The organism is Psychrobacter sp. TB20-MNA-CIBAN-0197, assembly GCF_040309765.1.
Taxonomy (GTDB): Bacteria; Pseudomonadota; Gammaproteobacteria; order Pseudomonadales; family Moraxellaceae; genus Psychrobacter; species Psychrobacter submarinus.
In genome coordinates this window covers 1-235 of sequence record NZ_JBEOPC010001414.1, presented here as the reverse complement: position 1 = coordinate 235, position 235 = coordinate 1, and the positions used below count along the sequence as shown (strand labels likewise).

Annotated in this window: 1 protein-coding gene; it reads right to left on the bottom strand. The window is 52.8% G+C overall.

The features are described 5' to 3' along the window. The coding region (locus tag AAEY83_RS18615) for a hypothetical protein (RefSeq protein WP_351061676.1) at positions 1 to 235 on the bottom strand (235 nt) is incomplete at both ends.

The window sequence follows — 235 nt, the reverse complement described above, 5'->3', positions numbered from 1 at the left end:
CTTGGGTGGTCACCCCTTTATCAGCCATCGCCAATCGGTTCGGCGTCACTGTCAGCTCCTGACGCGGCAAACTGCGGTCGCTGGTCACTGATCCAGCACTCGGTAACGCACGGATATCTGAAATGATCTGCTGGACGGTCTGTTCTAATACTTCTGGATTGGTACTGGCTAAAGAAAAATTATATCCTGTCTCACCGCCGCTCGATAGACAGACCGTAAAACGAGCACCCGGTAC